Origin of the sequence: Mesorhizobium sp. M0296 (assembly GCF_040321675.1) — a bacterium.
Lineage (GTDB): Bacteria > Pseudomonadota > Alphaproteobacteria > Rhizobiales > Rhizobiaceae > Mesorhizobium.
This window is the reverse complement of record NZ_JAMYRZ010000012.1, coordinates 42,007-56,645: the sequence shown is the minus strand read 5'-3', so window position 1 is coordinate 56,645 and position 14,639 is coordinate 42,007. Positions and strand designations below refer to the sequence as shown.

The 14,639-nt window shown below is 63.1% G+C and carries 15 protein-coding genes; 10 read left to right on the top strand and 5 right to left on the bottom strand.

All coding sequences use genetic code 11. From position 1 onward, the window contains the following. Positions 1-24: 24 nt before the first annotated feature. Positions 25-210, bottom strand: a complete 186-nt coding sequence (locus tag NKI97_RS14035) for a hypothetical protein (protein ID WP_023676996.1) — start codon at positions 208-210, stop codon at positions 25-27. 110 nt (positions 211-320) lie between these two features. Here NKI97_RS14035 and gcvA point away from each other — a divergent pair, with 110 nt between their 5' ends. From gcvA to NKI97_RS13990, 9 genes are all read left to right on the top strand, one after another. Further along, positions 321-1,232 carry a transcriptional regulator GcvA gene (gcvA, locus tag NKI97_RS14030; RefSeq protein WP_292662413.1) on the top strand — a complete coding sequence of 304 codons (912 nt, stop codon included), beginning with the start codon at positions 321-323 and terminating at the stop codon, positions 1,230-1,232. A gap of 214 nt (positions 1,233-1,446) precedes the next feature. Further along, the gene (locus NKI97_RS14025; protein WP_352449478.1) at positions 1,447-2,757 is read left to right on the top strand and encodes an ABC transporter substrate-binding protein; all 1,311 of its coding nucleotides are present in this window, start codon (positions 1,447-1,449) and stop codon (positions 2,755-2,757) included. A gap of 114 nt (positions 2,758-2,871) precedes the next feature. Continuing rightward, entirely contained in the window at positions 2,872-3,744 is an 873-nt protein-coding gene (locus tag NKI97_RS14020) for a carbohydrate ABC transporter permease (RefSeq protein ID WP_023676993.1), read from the top strand. An 11-nt stretch (positions 3,745-3,755) separates the two neighbouring features. Then, on the top strand, positions 3,756-4,580 hold the full coding sequence (locus NKI97_RS14015; RefSeq protein WP_023676992.1) for a carbohydrate ABC transporter permease: 825 nt from the start codon (positions 3,756-3,758) through the stop codon (positions 4,578-4,580). 51 nt (positions 4,581-4,631) lie between these two features. Continuing rightward, a complete protein-coding gene (locus NKI97_RS14010; protein ID WP_023676991.1) occupies positions 4,632-5,636 on the top strand; it encodes an ABC transporter ATP-binding protein in 1,005 nt (334 codons plus the stop codon). Then, on the top strand, positions 5,633-6,403 hold the full coding sequence (locus tag NKI97_RS14005; RefSeq protein ID WP_352449477.1) for an L-iditol 2-dehydrogenase: 771 nt from the start codon (positions 5,633-5,635) through the stop codon (positions 6,401-6,403). The genes NKI97_RS14010 and NKI97_RS14005 overlap by 4 nt, the downstream gene beginning before the upstream one ends. Before the next feature lie 71 nt (positions 6,404-6,474). Beyond that, entirely contained in the window at positions 6,475-7,953 is a 1,479-nt protein-coding gene (locus NKI97_RS14000; protein ID WP_352449476.1) for a mannitol dehydrogenase family protein, read from the top strand. Positions 7,954-7,968: 15 nt separating this feature from the next. Next, positions 7,969-8,652, top strand: coding sequence for an HAD family hydrolase (locus NKI97_RS13995; RefSeq protein WP_352449475.1), 684 nt, complete (start codon positions 7,969-7,971; stop codon positions 8,650-8,652). Further along, entirely contained in the window at positions 8,649-10,235 is a 1,587-nt protein-coding gene (locus NKI97_RS13990; protein WP_352449474.1) for an FGGY-family carbohydrate kinase, read from the top strand. Before NKI97_RS13995 ends, NKI97_RS13990 begins: the two co-directional genes overlap by 4 nt. A gap of 14 nt (positions 10,236-10,249) precedes the next feature. On the opposite strand, the gene NKI97_RS13985 is transcribed toward NKI97_RS13990, so the two are convergent. Further along, the gene (locus NKI97_RS13985; protein WP_352449631.1) at positions 10,250-10,831 is read right to left on the bottom strand and encodes a histidine phosphatase family protein; all 582 of its coding nucleotides are present in this window, start codon (positions 10,829-10,831) and stop codon (positions 10,250-10,252) included. A 245-nt stretch (positions 10,832-11,076) separates the two neighbouring features. Here NKI97_RS13985 and NKI97_RS13980 point away from each other — a divergent pair, with 245 nt between their 5' ends. Next, entirely contained in the window at positions 11,077-12,480 is a 1,404-nt protein-coding gene (locus NKI97_RS13980; protein ID WP_352449473.1) for an MATE family efflux transporter, read from the top strand. Between the two features lie 16 nt (positions 12,481-12,496). Here the strand turns inward: NKI97_RS13980 and NKI97_RS13975 are convergent, their stop codons facing one another. The 3 genes from NKI97_RS13975 to NKI97_RS13965 are packed head-to-tail and all read right to left on the bottom strand — an operon-like array spanning position 12,497 to position 14,637. After that, on the bottom strand, positions 12,497-13,144 hold the full coding sequence (locus tag NKI97_RS13975) for an amino acid ABC transporter permease (protein WP_023722520.1): 648 nt from the start codon (positions 13,142-13,144) through the stop codon (positions 12,497-12,499). Beyond that, entirely contained in the window at positions 13,141-13,809 is a 669-nt protein-coding gene (locus NKI97_RS13970) for an amino acid ABC transporter permease (protein ID WP_352449472.1), read from the bottom strand. Before NKI97_RS13970 ends, NKI97_RS13975 begins: the two co-directional genes overlap by 4 nt. A gap of 6 nt (positions 13,810-13,815) precedes the next feature. Then, entirely contained in the window at positions 13,816-14,637 is an 822-nt protein-coding gene (locus tag NKI97_RS13965) for a transporter substrate-binding domain-containing protein (protein ID WP_352449471.1), read from the bottom strand. Positions 14,638-14,639 lie beyond the last annotated feature (2 nt).

The following is a 14,639-nucleotide window of genomic DNA, read 5'->3' as shown; positions in this document are numbered from 1 at the left end:
GAAGCCCCGATAAAACGAGCGGCACTACTGGTGCCGGCCGCAAGGATCGTTGCCGTCGAGAAAGCCCATGTCGCGCTGCAGATGCGGCGGCAGCTCCCGGACGTCGAGATAGGCCCGTTTCCGCGCCGCGTGCCTTGCCAATCCCCGCGCCAACTGTGAAAACCAGCCATGGGCTGGAGCAAGAAGCAGCTTTTCCTGTATTGTGGTCATGATCGTCAGCCTTCGCTATCTCTAGGCGTAATTGATCTTCAATACGAAATATCGGTAGGACCGGCCGGTGCCGCCAATCAAACGTCGATCACTGCCCATAAGGAGGGCTTATGCCGGAGCTCAATTCACGACAGCTGGTTTCGCAGCTTCCTCCGCTTCAGGCGATCCGGGTGTTCGAGGCGGTGGCGCGGCATCTCTCGTTCACCAAGGCCGCCCAGGAGCTTGGCATGACGCAGGCGGCGGCAAGCTATCAGATCAAGCTTCTGGAGGAGCGCATCGGCGCGCCCCTGTTCTTGCGCCAGCCAAAACAGATCGTGCTGACCGAACCCGGCCAGCGCCTGGCGCCCGCGGTCAGCGAGGCGTTCGCGCTGTTGAGCGGCGCTTATGCCGCCGCGCGCACTGGCGCCGACGGCGTGCTTTGCGTTTCGACGCTGCTGACATTTGCCTCCAATTGGCTGGCGCAGCATCTCGGTTCGTTCCAGGTCGCGCATCCGTCGCTGGCGGTGCGCGTCGATACTTCGAACAGGGTTGTCGACTTTGCCAGAGAGGATATCGACATCGCCATCCGCTCCGGCGGCGGCAACTGGCCGGGCGTCGAGACCCATATGCTTTTCAGGGCCGATTTCACGCCGGTCCTTAGTCCAAAGCTCGCGGCAAGCATCGGCGGCGTCAAGGAGCCGGCCGACCTGCTGCGGCTGCCGATCCTCGACCCGGGTGACATCTGGTGGCGGGACTGGTTTGCCGCCGCCGGCCTGCCGGTCGAGGAGCTGGCCAAGCGTCCCGGCACCAGCATGGGCGCGCAGGCCTACGAGGCCAATGCCGCGATTGCCGGCCACGGCGTGGCGATCGTTACCAAGGCGCTGTTCAAGACCGAACTTGCCGACGGCCGCCTGATCCAGCCCTTTGATCTGGTCGGTGACGACGGCCACGCCTATTGGCTGGTCTATCCGACGGCACGACGCAACGTGCCGAAGATCCGCGCCTTCCGCGATTGGATCCTGAGCGAGATCGCTTGCCAGTAGGCTGAATCCCAGCAAGCCCGATAGCAAAGCGCCGGGCCCAATCAGCCCGGCCGAATCCTTCGTCAGGCATGCCGCAAACGTCCCAGGCTTGCCGCTGCACGAGACCCGGCGTGCTGCGCTGCAGCAACGAATCCGTCTTGACATAATTCATCGTAAGTGAGTAATTGCTCACAGCCAAGGCAAATGCTCATCTTGGTTTATGAGAGGAATTTTGATGAAACTTCGCACGTTCACCCTAGGCCTGTTCTCGGCCAGCGCGCTCGCTTTCGCCGCGCATGCCGAATCCATCACGATCGCCACGGTCAACAATGGCGACATGGTCCGCATGCAGAAGCTGACCGACGACTTCACCGCCAAAAATCCCGACATTCAGCTGCAGTGGGTCACGCTCGAGGAAAACGTCCTGCGCGAGCGCGTCACCACCGACATCGCCACCAAGGGTGGCCAGTACGACGTGATGACTATCGGCACCTATGAAGTGCCGATCTGGGCCAAGCAGAACTGGCTTTTGCCGCTCGACAAACTCGGCGACGATTACGACGTCAAGGACATCATCCCGGCCATAGCCGGCGGCCTGTCGGTCGACGGCAAGCTCTACGCAGCCCCGTTCTACGGCGAAAGCTCCTTCGTCATGTACCGCAAGGACCTGATGGACAAGGCCGGGCTCAAGATGCCCGATGCACCGACCTGGGACTTCATCAAGCAGGCCGCCGACAAGATGACCGACCGCGCCAACGGCGTGAACGGCGTCTGCCTGCGCGGCAAGGCCGGCTGGGGCGAGAACATGGCCTTCCTGACCGCCATGTCGAACTCGTTCGGCGCGCGCTGGTTCGACGAGAACTGGAAGCCGCAATTCGACCAGCCCGAATGGAAGAACACGCTGCAGTTCTATGTCGACCTGATGAAAGCCGACGGCCCCGAGGGCGCGTCGTCCAATGGGTTCAACGAAAACCTGGCGCTGTTCCAGCAGGGCAAATGCGGCATGTGGATCGACGCTACCGTCGCTGCCTCCTTCGTTTCCGACCCGAAGAACTCCACCGTCGCCGACAAGGTCGGCTATGCGCTGGCGCCGGACAACGGCCTCGGCAAGCGCGGCAATTGGCTGTGGGCATGGTCGCTAGCCATCCCCGCCGGCACGCAGAAGGCCGACGCCGCTCAAAAGTTCGTATCCTGGGCAACCAGCAAGCACTATGCCGAGCTCGTCGCCTCGAAGGAAGGCTGGGCCAATGTTCCGCCGGGAACGCGCTCGTCGCTCTATGCCAATCCCGAATACCAGAAGGCAGCACCTTTCGCCAAGATGACGCTGGACTCGATCAACTCCGCCGATCCGACGCACCCGACCGTCAAGCCGGTGCCTTATGTCGGCGTCCAGTTCGTCGCCATTCCTGAGTTCCAGGGCCTCGGCACCACCGTCGGCCAGCTCTTCTCGGCGGCACTTGCCGGCCAGTCGAGCGTCGACGATGCCTTGAAGCAGGCGCAGGACGCCGCCACCGCGACGATGACCGAAGGCGGTTACATCAAGTAAGCTCCTCCCGGTGCCGGTTGCCAATGGCGACCGGCAACGGCCGCCCGAATCCCAGTTCGGGCGGCCAGCTTTCACACCGCTGAAAAACTTGGCCGACCTCGAAGGGTGACCGTCATGGCTACTCAGCAGACCCGTTCGCTTGCCCGTTTCATGATGGCGCCATCCGTGGTGCTGCTGCTGGTCTGGATGATTGTGCCGCTGGCATTCACGCTGTGGTTTTCCTTCCAGCAATACAACCCGCTCAATCCAATGCGCGACGGCTTCGTCGGGTTTTCGAACTACGCGCTGTTCTATTCCAACCCGGCATTCCTGCAGTCGATCCTCAACACGCTCACCATCGTCGTCAGCGTGCTTTTGATCACGGTGATTGGCGGTATTCTGCTCGCCCTTCTGCTCGATCAGCCGATGTGGGGACAGGGCATCGTCCGCATCCTTGTCATCTCGCCGTTCTTCGTCATGCCACCGGTGGCAGCACTGGTCTGGAAGAACATGATCATGCATCCGCAGTACGGGGTTTTCGCCGATATTGCGCGCTTCTTCGGCGGGCAGCCGATCGATTGGTTCGGGCAGCACCCGCTCCTGGCGATCATCATCATCGTTGCCTGGCAATGGCTGCCGTTTGCTACGCTGATCCTGTTGACCGCGCTTCAGTCGCTCGACGTCGAGCAGAAGGAAGCCGCCGAAATGGACGGCGCCGGCTTCATCAGCCGCTTCATCTATTTGACGCTGCCTCACATGTCGCGCGCCATAACCGTCGTCATCCTGATCCAGACGATCTTCCTGCTGTCGGTCTATGCCGAGATCCTCGTCACCACCAACGGCGGCCCGGGTTACGCCTCCACCAACCTGCCCTTCCTCGTCTATCAGAAGGCATTGCTGGAGTTCAAAATCGGCCAGGCGTCCGCCGGCGGTATCATTGCCGTCATTCTCGCCAACATCGTTGCTTTCTTCGCTATGCGCGCTGTCGGCAAGAACCTGGATAAATAAGGGAGGATAAGATGGCACGTGCAGTCACCACCCAGCACAAGACGATTGCTACCGCGGCCGCCTGGATCGTCGCGCTGCTGATCTTCTTCCCGATCCTCTATACGATCATCACCTCGTTCAAGTCGGAGCAGGAGGCTATCCAGGGCTTCAACCTGTTCCCGTCGGGAACCACGGAGAGCTATTCCGAGGTCCAGGCGCAGAACGGCTATTTCAAATTCTTCCTGAACTCGGTGTTCCTGTCGGTCGGCTCGACCATCCTGGCTCTGCTCGTCGCCATACCGGCGGCATGGTCGATGGCGTTTTCGCCGGGCAAACGCACCAAGGACATCCTGATGTGGATGCTTTCCACCAAGATGATGCCGGCCGTCGCCGTGCTGTTTCCGATCTATCTGATCTTCCGCGATACCGGTCTGCTCGACAGCCGCATCGGCCTGATGGTCATGCTGATGCTGATCAACCTGCCGATCGTGGTCTGGATGCTTTACACCTATTTTCGCGAGATCCCGGGGGAGATCCTGGAAGCGGCGCGCATGGACGGCGCATCGCTCTGGAACGAGATCATCTACGTGCTGACGCCGATGGCGGTCCCCGGCATCGCCTCGACCATGCTGCTCAACATCATTCTCGCCTGGAACGAGGCGTTCTGGACGATCCGGCTGACCACCACCGAGGCCGCGCCGCTCACCGCTTTCATCAGCTCCTTCTCCAGCCCGCAGGGGCTGTTCTGGGCCAAGCTTTCGGCCGCCTCGACGCTGGCGATCGCGCCGATCCTGATCATGGGCTGGTTCAGCCAGAAGCAGCTGGTCCGAGGCCTGACATTCGGTGCGGTAAAGTAGCGGGCATCGCCTGACGCAAAACGAAAAGATAGCCCTTCGGGGGAGGAAACCATGGGAAACATCACGCTCAAGAACGTCTCCAAATCCTTCGGGGCGACGTCCATCATCCCCGGCCTCGATCTGGTCATCGAGGACGGAGAGTTCGTCGTCTTCGTCGGCCCGTCGGGCTGCGGCAAATCCACCCTGTTGCGTCTGATCGCCGGTCTCGAGGATACCAGCGGCGGCACCATCATCATCGATGGTCGCGACGTCACCGGCGAGGCGCCGGCCAAGCGCAAGCTGGCTATGGTGTTCCAGTCCTATGCGCTCTACCCGCACATGACGGTGGCCAAGAACATCGCCTTCCCGCTGAAGATGGCGGGCGAGGACCAGGCGACCATCGACAAGAAGGTGAAGGACGCCGCGCGGATCCTGAACCTCACCAACTACCTCGACCGCCGCCCCGGCCAGCTCTCCGGCGGCCAGCGGCAGCGCGTCGCCATCGGCCGCGCCATCGTGCGCCAGCCGTCGGCCTTCCTGTTCGACGAGCCTTTGTCCAATCTCGACGCGGCGCTGCGCGGCACCATGCGGCTGGAGATCAGCGAGCTGCATCACCAGCTCAAGACAACCATGGTCTACGTCACCCACGACCAGATCGAGGCGATGACCATGGCCGACAAGATCGTCGTGCTCAATGCCGGCAATATCGAGCAGGTCGGCTCGCCGATGGAGCTCTATAAGACGCCGAAGAACCTGTTCGTCGCCGGGTTCATAGGTTCGCCGAAGATGAACCTGATCGAAGGCGCGCCGGCCGCCAAATATGGCGCCAAGACAGTTGGCATCCGCCCGGAGCATATGAACATTTCGAAGACGTCAGGCGACTGGAAGGCGACGGTCGGGGTTGCCGAGCATCTCGGCTCCGACACGTTTTTGCACGTCCAGGCGGATGGTGTCGGGCAGCTGACGGTGCGTGCCGACGGCGAGTTGGCCGCCCATCACGGCGACACAATCTACCTGACGCCGGAAAAGGCCAAGCTGCATCGTTTCGGCGCCGACGGGAAGGCGATGCTGCAATGAGGCTCCGGGGTAAATCGGCGCTGATTACCGGATCGGCGCGCGGCATCGGCAGGGCGTTTGCCGAAGCCTACATGCGCGAAGGGGCGACGGTCGCGATTGGCGACATCAACCTCGAAGCCGCCGAGAAGACGGCTTCGGAAATCGGCCGCAATGCCTACGCGGTAAAGCTCGACGTCACCGATCTCGCGTCTATCGATGAGGCCGTCAAGGCGGTCGAAGCCAGGGCCGGCGGCCTCGATATCTTGATCAACAACGCTGCTTTGTTCGACTTGGCGCCGATCGTCGAGATCACCAAGACAAGCTACGACAAATTATTTTCGGTCAACGTCGCCGGCACGCTGTTTACGTTGCAGGCCGCCGCCCGTTCTATGATTGCCCGGGGCAAGGGCGGCAAGATCATCAATATGGCAAGCCAGGCCGGGCGCCGCGGCGAGGCGGTGGTTGCCGTCTACTGCGCCACCAAGGCCGCGGTCATCTCGCTCACCCAGTCGGCAGGGCTCGACCTGATCAAACACCGCATCAACGTCAATGCCATCGCCCCGGGTGTCGTCGACGGCGAGCATTGGGACCATGTCGATGCATTGTTCGCCAAGTTCGAGAACCGGCCGAGGGGCGAGAAGAAGAGGCTGGTCGGCGAAGCCGTGCCTTATGGCCGCATGGGCACGGCGCAAGACCTCACCGGCATGGCGGTGTTCCTGGCCAGCGATGAGGCCGAGTACATCGTCGCCCAGACCTATAATGTCGATGGCGGCCAGTGGATGAGTTGAGGGGGCGAAGGCGCTCTTCCCCCCGTCTCCTCCACGGGGGGAAGAGCCGTCCCGCTAAAGGGTAAAAGCAGATGACCGTGAAACTCTCTTCTTCCATCCTCGCCAAGCTGCCGCCCAAGGTCGCCGGCCCGAAATATGATCGCGCCGCGCTCAAGGCCGGGATCGTGCATTTCGGCGTCGGCAATTTCCATCGCTCGCACCAGGCCGTCTATCTCGACGATCTGTTCAATTCGGGTGTCGGCCACGACTGGGCCATTGTTGGCGCCGGCGTCTTCGAGGGCGAGAAGGTCGGCCGCGGCAAGTTGCAGGAGCAGGACTGGCTGACCACCGTGGTCGAGCAGGACAGCGGCCATATGAGCGCGCGCGTCACCGGCGTCATGATCGAATTCCTGGTGCCGGGCGATGCGGCCGCAATCGTCGAGCAGCTTGCCGATCCGGCGATCAAGATCGTCTCCCTGACCATTACCGAGGGCGGCTATTTCATCGATCCGGCATCCGGCGTCTTCAATCCGACACATCCCGACATCGTTGCCGACGCTGAGCCGGGGGCGACGCCGAAGACCGTCTTCGGCCTCGTCCTCGCCGGGCTGCTGCGCCGCCGCGCCGACGGTATCGTGCCCTTCACAATCATGTCCTGCGACAACATCCCCCATAACGGCCACGTCACCTCAGATGGCGTCATCGGCCTTGCGCGGCTGATCGACGAAGGTTTGGCAAACTGGGTGAGCGAGAACGTTGCCTTTCCCAATGGCATGGTCGACCGCATCACGCCGGCCACCACCGACCGCGAGCGCGGCATTCTCTCCAGCGAGTTCGGCCTCGACGACAATTGGCCGGTGTTTTGCGAACCGTTCAAGCAATGGGTGCTGGAGGACCGTTTCACCGACGGCCGCCCGCCGCTGGAAAAGGTCGGCGTGCAGTTCGTCAGCGACGTCGCGCCCTATGAGCTGATGAAGATCCGCATCCTCAATGGCGGCCATGCGACCATCGCCTATCCGGCCGGGCTGATGGACATCCATTTCGTCCATGAGGCGATGCAGGAGCCGCTGGTACGCGGCTTCCTCGACAAGCTCGAGCATGACGAAATCATCCCGACCGTGCCGCCGGTTCCGGACACCGACCTCGAAGATTACTACCAGCTCATCGAGCACCGCTTCTCCAATCCGAAGATCGGCGACACCATACGCCGGCTTTGCCTCGACGGCTCCAACCGCCAGCCGAAATTCATCATCCCGACCATCGCCGACCGGCTGAAGGCTGGCAAAAGTGTCACCGGCCTTGCGCTGGAATCGGCGCTCTGGTGTCGCTACTGCTTCGGCACGACGGATTCCGGTGCCGTCACCGAGCCCAACGACCCGAACTGGGGCCGGTTGCAGGCGACGGCCAAGGCGGCCAGGGACATGCCTGCCGCCTGGCTTGCCATGGAGGACATCTATGGCGATGTCGGCCGCTCGCCGCCGTTCGCTGAAGCCTTCGGCCAAGCGCTGAGACTGCTGTGGGCGGACGGCGCGCGCGCGACACTGACGCGCTATCTCGCCGGCGATCTCTGAAGCCGATCCAGCGCGATGACGCCTGAACTGGTCATTTTCGACTGTGACGGCGTGCTGGTGGACAGTGAGATGCTGTCCGTCTCGGCATTGCTGGAGATGATCGCGCTTGCCGGTGGCAACGTCAGCGAGGACATTGCCTACGAGCACTTCCTCGGCAAGAGCATGAAGAGCGTCCGCGAAATCCTCGCAAGCGACTTCGGGCTCGATCTCACCGAGCAGCATCTGACCGAGATGCGCTCCGAACTGATGCGCAGATTCCGCGAGGAGCTGAAACCGATGCCAGGTATCGCACAGGTCCTGCCGAGACTCGGCGTACCGTGCTGCGTCGCCTCCTCCGGCACCCTGGAACGCATCCGCTATGCGCTCGACGTCACCGGGTTGCTTGGGCTGCTGGAGCCGCATTTGTTCAGCGCCGCCATGGTGGCGCGGGGCAAACCGGCGCCCGATCTCTTTCTCCATGCAGCAGATAAAATGAGAGCGGCCCCGCGAAACTGCCTCGTCGTCGAGGACAGCCCGGCCGGCATCGAAGCGGCGCGGGCGGCCGGCATGCGCGTCCTTGCCTTCACCGGCGGCTCGCACACCGGCAACCCGGCATTGAAAGCGCGGCTTGCGTCGAGTGAGCCGGACTTTATATTCGCTGACATGCTGCAATTGCCCGATCTGATTGCAGGCCTGGGAGCGAGAGCAAGAACACCTTGACCAACAGTTTCGTTTGCGCGGTCGATGTCGGCACCGGAAGCGCTCGTGCCGGCATTCTCGACACCGGTGGCGCCTTGCTCGGCCGCGCCGAGCACCCGATCGCCATGCAACGGCCGAAGGCCGACCATGCCGAGCACGATTCGCAGGATATATGGTCGGCGGTGTGCATGGCCGTCCGCGCTGCCCGCGAAAAGGCGGGCGTGCGGGCCGAGGATATCGTCGGCATCTCCTTTGATGCCACGTGCTCGCTGGTGGTGCGAGACCGGCATGGCGGCCAGCTCAGCGTGTCCGTCACTGGTGAAAGGCGCTGGGACACCATTGTCTGGCTCGACCATCGCGCAATTGCCGAGGCCGACGAATGCACTGAAAGCGGCCACGCTGTGCTCGACTATATCGGCGGCGTCATGTCGCCGGAAATGGAGACGCCGAAGCTGATGTGGCTGAAGCGCAACCTGCCCGGAACATGGAACGAAGCCGGCTGTCTATTCGACCTCACCGACTTCCTCACCTGGAAGGCAAGCGGCTCGCTCTCCCGTTCACAATGCACGCTGACCGCCAAATGGACCTATCTAGCCCATGAAGCGACCGGCTGGCGGCGCGACTTCTTCGAAGCCGTCGGGCTCGGCGATATCTTTGAGCACGGCAACCTGCCGGAAAAGGCAAGCCCGGTCGGTGCCGATATCGGCCCGCTCGGCGCGCAAGCCGCGACGGAGCTTGGCCTCACCGAAAAATGCCGGGTCGGCGCCGGTGTCATCGATGCCTATGCCGGCGCGCTTGGCGTGCTCGGCGGTTTCGCCGGTGACGCGACGAACATCGGCCGCCATCTGGCCCTGATTGCCGGTACGTCGAGTTGCGTCATGGCGATGTCGCCCGATCCGCAGCCTTTCGCCGGTGTCTGGGGCCCATATTATGGCGCAGGCCTTCCCGGCCTGTGGCTGTCGGAAGGTGGCCAGTCGGCCACCGGCGCGCTGCTCGACCACATCATCCGCTGGCATGGCGCCGGCGGCGAGCCGGATGCCGCCATGCATGCCAGGATTGCCCACCGCGTCGCCGAGCTGCGCGCCGCCGAGGGCGACAACCTCGCCGCAAGGCTGCACGTACTGCCCGATTTTCACGGTAACCGCTCGCCGCTCGCCGACCCGCATGCCGTCGGCGTCATCAGCGGGCTGACGCTGGATGCCTCCTTCGACAGTCTGTGCAAGCTCTACTGGCGCACCGCCGTCAGCATCGCGCTTGGCGTCCGTCATGTGCTGGAAGCGCTGAACGAGAACGGCTATCTGATCGACACGCTGCACGTCACCGGTGGCCACACCAAGAACCCGCTGTTGATGGAGCTCTATGCCGATGCCACCGGCTGCACGGTGGTCGAGCCGCTGGCGGATGAGGCGGTGCTGCTCGGCACCGGCATGATTGCCGCCACCGCGGCCAGGCTTTTTCCCGATTTGAACGCTGCCTGCGTTGCCATGCAACAGGGCGGCAGGACGCGAGAGCCCAATCCGGCTGCCGCCGGCCGGTTCGATCGCGACTACCGCGTGTTTCTCGAAATGCACACGCAAAGGCAGGCGCTGGACGCGATCCGATAAATCGGGGTCGGTTGCTATCTCTGGTTCCAGCGCCGGATGACCGGCTCGTCAAGGTCGTGCTCATAACCGAGCACGCTTATGCTGGCGGTATCCAGCACGAAAAACGCGCCGGCTTGCGGCGGCAGGCCGAGCCAGCGTGCGGCCAGCACCCTAAGGAAATGCGAGCTTGAGAAGACCAGGACATTGCTGCCGACCTCGCGCAACTGGCTGACGATCCGGTCCGCCCTCGAGCCGACATCCGTGGCGGACTCGCCGCTCGGGCAGCCGTCGCGAAAGAGACGCCAGCCGGGGCGCTCGGCGAGGATTTGCTTGGTGGTCAATCCCTCATAGGCACCATAATCCCACTCCGCCAGATCGTCTTTCTTCACGCCTGACGAGCCGAAGCCGGCCAGCGCACAGGTGTTGAAGGCGCGCTGCGACGGGCTCGACCACACCGCCGAGACGGACAGGCCCTTGAGCCGCTCAGCGATCCGCCTTGCCGCTTCCTCGCCGGCCGGCGTCAGCGGTATGTCGGTTCGGCCGGTATGTTTTCCGGACGCACTCCATTCCGTCTCGCCATGCCGAACCAGATAGATTTCGGGAAACGCGCTCATCAGGCGGCCTTTCAAATGGATCTGCCGCGACCATAGTGGCTTCCATAGCCTCTCCAATAGCCTCTCCAATAGCCTGCATTGAACCGACTGGCTTAACCCTTCCGCAAGTCAGCCTCTTGCCACCGGTGCCCATTTGATAGACAAACCCGTCGTAATGCGGAATCCGGCCGATCTTGGCCATTTTCCGCGCTGAGACGCGGCTTCCGGCTCTTGCTGACGTGCCGCAATCGGATAGGCGGAAAACTAGAATGTCTGCGATCGAAGCCGACGCTCGCGCGCCGGAAAACCTTTGGCGTCGGGAAATCAGGGCGATGCTGGCGCTCGCCTGGCCGATGGTGCTGACCAATCTCGGCCAGACCGCGATGACCGCTACCGACGTCATGATGATGGGGCGGCTGGGGGCGGACACGCTGGCCAGCGGTGCGCTTGGTGCCAACCTCTACTTCATGCCGCTCATCTTCGGGCTCGGCCTGATGCTTGCGACCTCGCCGATGATGGCGACCGAGCTCGGCCGTCGCCGGCACTCGGTGCGCGACCTGCGCCGCACCGTGCGCCAGGGTCTGTGGCTGGCGATCCTCATTTGCATTCCGATATGGGCCCTTCTCTGGCACGGCGAGAGCGTGTTGCTGGCCATGGGTCAGGAACCGGCGCTGGCGCACCAGGCCGGCATCTATCTGCGCTGGCTCGAATGGGCGGTGCTGCCCTTTTTCGGCTACATCGTCCTGCGCTCGTTCATTTCGGCGCTGGAGCGGCCGGGCTGGGCGCTGATCATCGTCTTCGTTGCCGTCGCCTGCAACGCCTTCTTCAACTGGCTGTTCATGTTCGGCAATCTCGGCATCCAATCGATGGGCATCGCCGGCTCCGGCCTCGCCACCACTCTGTCCAGCACGTTGATGTTCGCCGGCATGGCGGCGGTGGTGATGCTTGAGAAGAAATTCCGGCGCTATCGCCTGTTCGGACGCTTCTGGCGCGCCGATTGGCCGCGCTTCAAGGGCCTGCTGCGGCTCGGCCTGCCGATCGCGGGCCTGCTGGCGTTCGAGGTGACGATCTTCAACGCGGCGGCCTTTCTCATGGGCCTGATCGATGCGGCTTCGCTTGCCGCCCATGCGATCGCCATCCAGATCGCCTCGATCACCTTCATGGTGCCGCTCGGCCTCAACCAGGCGGTGACGGTGCGCGTCGGACTTGCCCACGGCGCCGGCAATCCGGAAGGTGTCAGCCGGGCTGGCTGGACCGCCTATGTCGTCGGTGTCTCCTTCATGGCGCTGATGGGGCTAGTGATGATCCTGTGGCCGCATCTCTTGATCGGCGCCTTCATCGATCTGGGCAATCCGGCTAATGCCGAGGTGGTGGCGCTTGCCGTGTCGTTCCTCGCCTTTGCCGCGCTGTTCCAGGTTTTTGACGGTGCGCAGGCGGTCGCCAGCGGCATGCTGCGCGGCCTGCACGACACCAAGGTGCCGATGATCTATGCCGCGATCGGCTATTGGGGCGTCGGGCTGCCGCTCGGCGTGCTGCTAGCCTTTCGTTTCAGCTTCAACGGCGTCGGCATCTGGATCGGCCTGTCGTCGGGACTGGCGGTGGTTGCGGCACTCCTGCTGGTGCGCTGGCTGCGGCGTGACAGGATCGCGCCGCCGCTGGTATTCGGGCGTTGAATTGCTGGTCGCCCGCTCAGCGGGCCGCCGCCCGCTGCTCGAGCGAACGTGCGTATTGCGTCAGCGGAAAGCACATGACGAAGAAGATCAGCGCTACCAGCCCATAGACTTTGAATGGTTCGAAGGTCGCATTGTTGATCGCGTTGGATGTCCTCACCAGCTCCTCGAAACCGATGATCGACGTCAGCGCGGTCGACTTGATCAGCTGCACCAGAAAGCCGACGGTCGGTGCGCGGGTGATCGAAAACGCCTGAGGTAAGATGATCAGCCGGAGTTCCTGCAGATAGTGCAGGCCGAGGCTGGCGCCGGCGTCCCACTGGCCGCGCGGCAGTGCATCGACGCCGCCGCGCCAGATCTCGGCGAGATAGGCGCTGGCAAAGAAGGTCAGGCCAAGCACCGCCGCGGTCCACGGCTCGATGCGCAGGCCCAGCATCGGCAAGCCGAAGAACATCAGGAAGAGCTGCATCAGCAGCGGCGTGCCCTGGAAAAGCGCGATGTAGCCGGAGGCAAACCGGCGCGCCCATTTATTCTTGGCGATCCGGAAGAACAGCACGATCATGCCGACCACGGCCCCGCCGACAAAGGCGGCCAGCGACAAGAGCACCGTCCAGCGCGCCGCCAGCAGCAGGTTGCGCAGAATGTCCCAGAAGGTGAATTCGATCATGACACGCCGGCTCCGAGAAGCCGGCGCCCGCCGCCGACCAGCAGCCGGCGCAGCCCAATCGACAGGATGAGATAGACCATCGTCACGATGAAATAGGTCTCGAAAGCCCGGAACGTGCGCGCCTGCAGCATATCGGCTTCATAGGTCAGCTCGCGAACGGCGATCTGCGATACCACGGCGGATTCCAGCATCATGATGACGATCTGGCTGGTCAGCGCCGGATAGATCACCTTGAGCGCCTGCGGCAGCACGATCTTGATGAAGACCTGGCGCGGCCTGAGCCCAAGCGCCAGTGCCGCTTCCGTCTGCCCGGGCGGCACCGCGTCGAGCCCGGCGCCAACGATCTCGATCGTATAGGCGGCCATGTTGAGCGTCATCGCCAGCATGGCTGCCAGCACCGGATCGAGCCTGACGCCGATGCTGGGCAGCCCGAAGAAGATGAAGAATAGCTGCACCAGGAACGGCGTGTTGCGGATCACCTCGACATAGACGCCGATCGCCCGCTTGAGCAGGAGCGGACCGTTCCGCCGCCCTGCGGCGCCGAGGATGCTGAGCAACGTTCCCGCCAGCGTGGTCACGGCGATCAACAGGATCGTCGTGGCCGCGCCGCGCGCGATCGCCCCTGTCGCCCCGGCAAGCCAGCCGAAGTCGAGGCTATAGCTCACCGGCCATCAATCCTTGAGATTGGCGGGATCGAGCGGCGTCTTCAGCCAGGCTTTCGAGCTTTCGTCCAGCTTGCCGTCGGCCAGCATCTTGGCAACCGCGTCATTGACCGCCTGCTTCAGGCGGTCTTCCTTCTTGTTGAGGCCGATATGCGAGGGCGAGGTGAGAAGCTGGAATTTCTGCTCCGGCTTCAGTTCCTCCTGGCGGGCAAGCACCTGGGCGCCGACATCGTTGCCGACCACCATCAGCTGGGTCTGGCCCGAAATGAAGGCCTGGATGACGGAATTATAGTTGTCGAAGCGACGGATGTCGGCCGAGGCCGGTGCCGCCTCGGTCAGCGAGGTATCCTCCAGCGTGCCGCGATTGACGGCGATCGACTTGTCGGCGAGGTCTTCCTTGCCTTTGACCGCAAGAGCTGCCGGGCCGATGACGGCGATGTAATAGGGCGCGTAGGCGGCGGCGAAATCGATCACCTGCTCACGCTCCTTGGAATAGCCGACGCTCATCAGCAGGTCGACGCGCTTGTCGGTAAGGTACGGGATGCGGTTCTGGCCGGTCACGCTGACCAGATTGAGCTTGACCTTGAGCTGGTCGGCGATGAACTGCGCCACGTCGATGTCGTAGCCCTTGATGCTCATGTCGGCGCTGGCCGAGGAGAAGGGCGGGAAGTCGGAAAAGATACCGACATTGATCGCGCCTGCCTTGGTGATGTCGTCGATCGCGTCGGCATTGGCGGCCTGGGTGAAACCGAAACTGGCCGCGCCGAACATCAGCATGGCGGCGAAGGTTGATTTTAGCTTGATGTGAAGTGTCTTCATGTGAAGCGTCATTG

Excerpts from the sequence above, each read along its gene's own strand:
- NKI97_RS14035 (WP_023676996.1), bottom strand. The coding sequence starts at position 210 with ATGACCACAATACAGGAAAAGCTGCTTCTTGCTCCAGCCCATGGCTGG.
- gcvA (WP_292662413.1), top strand. The coding sequence starts at position 321 with ATGCCGGAGCTCAATTCACGACAGCTGGTTTCGCAGCTTCCTCCGCTT.
- NKI97_RS14025 (WP_352449478.1), top strand. The coding sequence starts at position 1,447 with ATGAAACTTCGCACGTTCACCCTAGGCCTGTTCTCGGCCAGCGCGCTC.
- NKI97_RS14020 (WP_023676993.1), top strand. The coding sequence starts at position 2,872 with ATGGCTACTCAGCAGACCCGTTCGCTTGCCCGTTTCATGATGGCGCCA.
- NKI97_RS14015 (WP_023676992.1), top strand. The coding sequence starts at position 3,756 with ATGGCACGTGCAGTCACCACCCAGCACAAGACGATTGCTACCGCGGCC.
- NKI97_RS14010 (WP_023676991.1), top strand. The coding sequence starts at position 4,632 with ATGGGAAACATCACGCTCAAGAACGTCTCCAAATCCTTCGGGGCGACG.
- NKI97_RS14005 (WP_352449477.1), top strand. The coding sequence starts at position 5,633 with ATGAGGCTCCGGGGTAAATCGGCGCTGATTACCGGATCGGCGCGCGGC.
- NKI97_RS14000 (WP_352449476.1), top strand. The coding sequence starts at position 6,475 with ATGACCGTGAAACTCTCTTCTTCCATCCTCGCCAAGCTGCCGCCCAAG.
- NKI97_RS13995 (WP_352449475.1), top strand. The coding sequence starts at position 7,969 with ATGACGCCTGAACTGGTCATTTTCGACTGTGACGGCGTGCTGGTGGAC.
- NKI97_RS13980 (WP_352449473.1), top strand. The coding sequence starts at position 11,077 with ATGTCTGCGATCGAAGCCGACGCTCGCGCGCCGGAAAACCTTTGGCGT.
- NKI97_RS13975 (WP_023722520.1), bottom strand. The coding sequence starts at position 13,144 with ATGATCGAATTCACCTTCTGGGACATTCTGCGCAACCTGCTGCTGGCG.
- NKI97_RS13965 (WP_352449471.1), bottom strand. The coding sequence starts at position 14,637 with ATGACGCTTCACATGAAGACACTTCACATCAAGCTAAAATCAACCTTC.